Below are 6,352 nucleotides of genomic sequence, written 5' to 3'. Positions count from 1 at the left end.
TTTAGATTTTCATACCGCCGCATTACGGCGCCTGTCGCGCGAAATTTTATCTCGGCGGCGATAATTCTAGCGCGTATACGGTCCTGCGCGGCGCGCAAGCAGATCCGACCGCCAAAGCCCAGATCCGCTTAAATTCAAAATTCCAAGCCCGCTCGGGTTAAATTTCAAACCTAGAGCCCGTTTAAGGCGCGTGCAGGGCGAGCATAAATACGCGCGCCGTCCAAACGGCGCATAGACGAGACGATCCGCCTCGCCCTATCGCGCCGGCGGACCTAGATAAATTTCAAATGCGCCGGCGATCCTGCTGCGACGCACCGCGACATGCTTTTGCAAATCTCGCGCTGAAATACTAATTTGCGACTTGTATTTCGGCGGCATGCCGCGACACGTTTTTGCGAACAGCTCGTTTGCGCGCGGCAATATCGGAGCCTGCGCGAGCGACATACTGCGGTTTTACGAATGAGCGAAATTACCCGTCTAAATTTTACCCGTTCGCTTCCTGAGCGCTTGTATGCGCGGGTTCAATCGCGCTTTGATATTTTGATATACGGCACAGCATCTGCGACGCAAAATACAGAGGCGCAGCAAGCGTGCCGAGCGGTGCGGACGAAAAGAGCGACGGGAGTGAGGCAATCTTTTAAATTTTACTCTCGCAAGCATTAAAAAAATCCGCTGCATCACGGTTCGACTTCTTTTTCTGCGTAGCTCGCCGCACTGCCAAAATTTATCGCATGACGAAATCAAGTAATCTAATCGCGCAGGTTCTGCCAAAATCATCCGCTCAAATTTTAGAAAATCTCGCCATTTACTTTAAATTTTATCGCTAGGCCGCGCAAAATTCGCGTCAAATTTCATCGTCGCGCTAAGTTAAAATTTCGGCTCTTTTAAATTTTTGCTACGCGCAAACCCTCGCAATAGCTTCTTTTTTAAAATTTTAACGCACATTTAACTAAAAAATTCAATAATTTCAAATGTATATTTTACTTTTTTAAAGGAGAACATATGAGAAAAACTGCCTTTGTTTTAACGCTTCCGCTCTTTTTTACGCCCATTCTAGGCTTTGATGTAGCCAAACTCAACGCCAAAAAAGCCGTGCCTTACGAGCAAAAGACGCAGGAGTTTAGGCTGCCCGTAGGCATCGACGAAAACGGCGTCATAGACGAGGCGAAGCTCGGCGACTCGCCTTATGCAAAGACCGTCATCTACGGCGCGAAGCTCATCAACGAGACGACGAGGTATCTCGGACCGCAGGCAAAGGATGAAAAAATGCGCTTTGCGGGCAACAACCTCTCCTGTTCGAGCTGTCATACGAGCGGCGGCGTCGTGCCCGATCAAAGCCCGTTCGTGGGTATCTACGCGAGATTTCCGCAGTATGTCGCGAGATCGGATCAGCTAGTCACGCTGCAAGACCGCATAAACGGCTGTTTTCAGCGCTCGATGGCGGGCAAAGCGATCCCTACGAACTCCAAAGAGATGCGCGCGATGATCGCCTACATGCACTGGCTCTCTGCAGGATATGAGGTCGGCGTAAAGGTAAAAGGTCAGGGACTACCGAAAGCGCAGTTTTTAGACCGCGCGGCGGATCCTAAAAAAGGACGCGAAATTTACGCCGCAAAATGCGCCGCCTGCCACGGCGAAAACGGCGAAGGGATAAAAAACGAGGGGTTTGCTCAAAGCGGCGATTACTACACATTCCCCGCGCTTTGGGGCGATGACAGCTACAATACGGGCGCCGGTATGTATAGGCTCATCGAAGGAGCGAGGTATGTCAAAGCCACTATGCCTAAAGGGGACGCCTCGCTAAGCTGGGAGGAAGCTTTCGACGTGACGGCGTATATAAACTCAAAACCGCGCAAGATCAAACCCGATAGGAAGAAAGATTTCCCCGACCTAGACGTCAAGCAGATGGATATGGACGTGGGGCCCTACAACGACGGATTTGACGAGAACGATCACCGCTTCGGCCCATACAAACGCATGATCAAAAAATAAAATCAAACGCCGTCCTTGCGGCGGCGGAATTTTGACGTAAATTTAATGCGGCTCGGTTGTAGAATTTAGAGCAGATCTAACACTATTGGTGCGGATTTCAAAGCAAATTTACGATGTGCGGTATAACTTGAAATTTACTGTAAATTTGCACAGTACGATATGGCTCAGCGCGAGATTAAAATACAAATTTTGTGCATATTATTTCCCGCGCGCCCTACTCGCCGCTTTTGCCCGCTTTTATCATCTTTATAAATTCCTTTGCGAGCTTGGAGGGCTTTTTATACACGATCGAAAACGACACGTCCAAAAGCGGCTCATCCGCGACGTCAAAGAGCGTGATGTAGTCCTTTTGCGTCTCAAAAATGTACCGCGCGAAGCTGAAACTCACGCAAAGCCCCGCCGCAACCATCGCGTTAGCCACGTACAGATAGGAGGTGTCGCAGAAAATTTGAGGCGTAAAGCCTGCGTTTTCAAAGATCTTTTTGAAGTTCGATTCGCTTTTTAAAATTTTACTGCTGATTGCAAATTTATCGGATTTGAACTCGCTAAGCGCGATTTTAGGGTATTTCTCGGTAGAATTTATACTCGCTCGCGAAACAGCGGGATGAGAGGAGCAGACGCTTAGAAGCAGCCTGCGCTTTTTTATAAACTCACACTCAAGCCCCTCCGCAGAAAGCTCGCCGAAGTGCGCGGCATAGACGATATCAAGCTCGCCGCTTTTTAGCATCTCGATGAGCGCGGGTTCGGAGTGAGCGTGCACGACCCTGATGTCGGCTTTGGAAAACCTGCTGTAAAACATCGCGATGATCTTTTCGATAAATTTAAAGCTGGTCGAGGTCGCGCCGATTACGAGCTTGCCCGTCTTGATCGACGAAAGCCCGCGTATTTCGTTATTTAGCTCCTTATTGAGCCTAAGCATATTTTTCGCTCTGGCGATGTAAATTTCGCCCGCATAGGTAAGCTCAAGCCCGTTTTTTCTATCAAAAATTTCAATCCCGAGCTCCTTTTCTAAAAGCATAATGCTCTTTGAAAGCGACGGCTGCGCGATTCCAAGCTCGCTCGCTGCCTTTGTAAAGCTTTTAAGCTCCGAAATTTTTACCGCAAATTCCATATGTCGTAAACTCATATTTTGCCCCTTCGGTTGAAATTTTATAGCCTCTAGCTATTAAATTATATACCAAATAACATTTGACTTACATAAAGATTTAATATAAAATTACGATATTAATCTTTAAGGTTAAAAAATCTCTAAGTAAAGGGGCAAATATGCAGAGACGCGACATACTGAAAATGGGTATGGTAGGAGCCGGTGCACTCGCACTCGGCGCGGTAAATGCGCAAGCAAGCGCAGTGGACGCAAAGGACGTTAAATTTGACGAGGAGTGGGATGTAATCATCATCGGCAGCGGGTTTGCGGGACTTGCGGCGGGCTTAAAAGCAGCCGAGAAAGGCAATAAAGTGCTAATCCTCGAAAAGATGGGCCGTATCGGCGGAAACTCCGTCATCAACGGCGGCGGTATGAGCGTGCCGATGAACCCAGTGCAGGAAAAAACGGGCATCAAAGACAGTAAAGAGCTATTTATGAACGACTGTCTAAAAGCAGGACTTGGCATCAACCACCCCGAGCTTTTAAGCACCCTAGCCGATCGCGGCTTGGACGCGTTTAAATTCCTCGTAGATAACGGCGTGCAATTTAAGATGGATCACTGCGCGCACTTCGGCGGACACAGCGTCGCGCGCTCGATGCTAACTACAAATGATAGCGGCTCAGGCTACATCCAGCCGATGCTTGAAAAATTTGAAACGCTAAAAGATAAGGGCTGCGAGCTTCGCCGCCGCGCGAAATTTGACGACTTCGTAATGGACGGCGAGCGAGTAGCGGGCGTCGTGATCCGCGAGGAGTATAAATTTGATCCGAATCTTTACAGCGACGATCTTGAAAATACGAGTGGCACAAAAAAGACGCTCAAAGCCAAAAAAGGCGTAGTGCTCGCAGCGGGCGGATTTTGCCGCGATAAAATTTTCCGCAAGCTTCAAGATCCGCGCATTCCTGACGACGTCGATAGCACAAATCACGCCGGAGCTACCGCGGGCGTGCTACTAAAAGCCTTTGAGATCGGCGCGTATCCGGTGCAGGTCGATTGGATCCAGTTCGGTCCGTGGGCGAGCCCCGATGAGAAGGGCTTCGGCACCGCTCCGATCCTAACTCAGCAAGGCACCTTTAAATACGGTATCGCCGTGGACGTTCGCAACGGCAAGCGCTTTATGAACGAGCTTGCAGACCGCAAGACCCGCGCAGACGCGGAGTTTAAAATTTTACGCGAGGATCCGAAAGCCTATCCGATAACCTTCGCCGATACCAAAATGGCGTTTAAAGACCTAAGCGAAGAGATTATTTCTAAAGGCATGGCAGGCGGTAAGGTAGTGGGCGAATGCGCGAGCCTAGATGAGATCGCTAGCAAATACGGCGTGCCTGCGGATGCTTTAAAGCAGAGCGTCAAAAAATACAACGAAGGCGTTAAGGCGAAAAAAGACGAGTTTGGCAAGCAAGAAAGCGCGCTTAGCGAGATCAACGAAGCGGGACCTTTCTACGTCATCCGCCTCTCGCCGAAGCCTCACCACACGATGGGCGGCCTAAAGATCAACACCAAAGCCGAGGTCTTATCATCTAAGACGAATAAGCCGATCCCTGGACTTTGGGCTGCAGGCGAGATCACGGGCGGAACTCACGGCGCGAGCCGCTTAGGCACCGTCGCGATCACCGACTGCATAGTTTTCGGAATGATCGCGGGTGAGCAGATCGCTTAGCTAGTCTGAGCGCAAGCTCTTTAAAGCCTTGCTGGGTAGCTAAAGCGAGCTGGCAAGGCAGTTTTCTAAAAGGTTGTAAATGAAAAATTTCAGTTTTACAGCGCTGTTTCTGTGCTGTATCATCGCGACTTTGTTCGGCGCGCCGAGCGCTAATGACGCCAACGCCACGAACATAGTCGTTTCAGATGAGCTTCGGGCAAAATACAAAATCAAACCTCATCATGAGCATTTGTCGTTTGATTGCGTCGATTGCCACATAAATCAAGGAAGCGATCCGTCTAAATTTAAAAACATCGGCGACAAGGGTTGTATCAGCTGCCACGGCGACAAAAAGCAGCTCGCTTTGAGGCTTAAATTTATGGATACGCTCAAGGCTAATCCGCACAACTCCGTCCACGACGGTCCTACGCTATACTGCGACGAATGCCACAACGAGCACAAGGCATCTACGAATATGTGTACCGAATGCCACGAGCACGAAGTGCCGCAATGGATGGGGGTGACGCCATGAGAATTTCTAAAAAATTACTAGCGCTTATCATCTTAATAAGCGGTATTATAGGGTTTTTCGTCGTCGTGCCGGTGCACTATGCGCTTGAGAAAACGAGCACCGATAAATTCTGCGACGTCTGCCACGAGATGGATCCGATGGTGATCGCCTATCAAGACGACGTCCACTCGGGCAAGGGCAAAACGGGCATCAAAGCCCAATGCGTCGACTGCCACCTACCGCACGACAATATTGTAAAATACGTCTATCAAAAGGCCAAAAACGGCGTGCTGGAGGGCTACTCGCACTTCTTCGACGAGCCTGAAAAATTTGATTGGAACAAAAGGCGCGAAAACCGCGAGCACTATGTGTTTGACAACGGCTGCACGAGCTGCCACGCTACCGTGATCGACAGCAAGATCACCTCCGAGCAAGCGCAGCGCATGCACGCGCACTACAAAAAGCTCCTAGGCACTGAGCGCGAGCTTAAATGCGCGAGCTGCCACGTAAGCGCAGGCCACGGCATCGGGCTTCGCAACTACCTAGAGTACTGGCGACCGACGTATAAAATTTACGAAAAGAAGATGATGCAGGAGAAGATCAAGGCGAAGAAGGAATTTTTCGGCGACGAATACAAACCGAGCGCCGAAGAGCAGGCCTTTATGGACGCTTCTAGCGCGAAGAAATAACGCTTGAGATTAGAAGCGTTCAATCCACGCTTCAATTCATGCTCCGCCGCGGGTTAAATTTAAAGCTCAAATTTAGGGCTCAAATTTGATCCGCGGCGACTAAATTTAGCGAAATTAAATTTATCTCGCTTTTAATCCCGCTTGATCTGCAAGTAAAATTTTATCCTTTCTCATCTATTTTACGCTTTACGGGCGAGCTTTAAAATTTATTCAAATTTAAAATTTCATCGAAAGAAGCCATGCAAAAATCATCGCTTTTTTTGATATCTTAGCGCCGTATACTAGGGCGCAGTCAACGTCTGCTATATTAAGGGCTTAAAGACAAACATCAGTTTGCCGATGTCAGATATACAGTGTGCTTATTCTACGAAAT

The 6,352-nt window shown here is 49.0% G+C and carries 5 protein-coding genes; 4 read left to right on the top strand and 1 reads right to left on the bottom strand.

The genetic code is table 11. The features are described 5' to 3' along the window. The first annotated feature begins 1,002 nt into the window (after positions 1-1,002). Positions 1,003-1,992, top strand: coding sequence for a c-type cytochrome (locus Q0340_RS04930; protein WP_298082409.1), 990 nt, complete (start codon positions 1,003-1,005; stop codon positions 1,990-1,992). Between the two features lie 214 nt (positions 1,993-2,206). On the opposite strand, the gene Q0340_RS04925 is transcribed toward Q0340_RS04930, so the two are convergent. Further along, positions 2,207-3,118 (bottom strand): LysR family transcriptional regulator, encoded by a 912-nt coding sequence (locus Q0340_RS04925; RefSeq protein WP_298082408.1) that lies wholly within the window; start codon positions 3,116-3,118, stop codon positions 2,207-2,209. Between the two features lie 140 nt (positions 3,119-3,258). On the opposite strand from Q0340_RS04925, the gene Q0340_RS04920 reads away from it, so the two are divergent. The 3 genes from Q0340_RS04920 (at position 3,259) to Q0340_RS04910 (ending at position 5,979) form a co-directional block, all read left to right on the top strand. Continuing rightward, positions 3,259-4,800 (top strand): flavocytochrome c, encoded by a 1,542-nt coding sequence (locus Q0340_RS04920; protein WP_298082407.1) that lies wholly within the window; start codon positions 3,259-3,261, stop codon positions 4,798-4,800. A gap of 79 nt (positions 4,801-4,879) precedes the next feature. After that, the gene (locus Q0340_RS04915) at positions 4,880-5,311 is read left to right on the top strand and encodes a cytochrome c3 family protein (protein ID WP_298082406.1); all 432 of its coding nucleotides are present in this window, start codon (positions 4,880-4,882) and stop codon (positions 5,309-5,311) included. Then, positions 5,308-5,979 (top strand): NapC/NirT family cytochrome c, encoded by a 672-nt coding sequence (locus tag Q0340_RS04910; protein ID WP_298082410.1) that lies wholly within the window; start codon positions 5,308-5,310, stop codon positions 5,977-5,979. The genes Q0340_RS04915 and Q0340_RS04910 overlap by 4 nt, the downstream gene beginning before the upstream one ends. Positions 5,980-6,352 lie beyond the last annotated feature (373 nt).

The sequence above is a fragment of the uncultured Campylobacter sp. genome (genome assembly GCF_938045595.1).
GTDB lineage: Bacteria > Campylobacterota > Campylobacteria > Campylobacterales > Campylobacteraceae > Campylobacter_B.
This window is presented reverse-complemented; position numbering and strand designations above follow the sequence as displayed.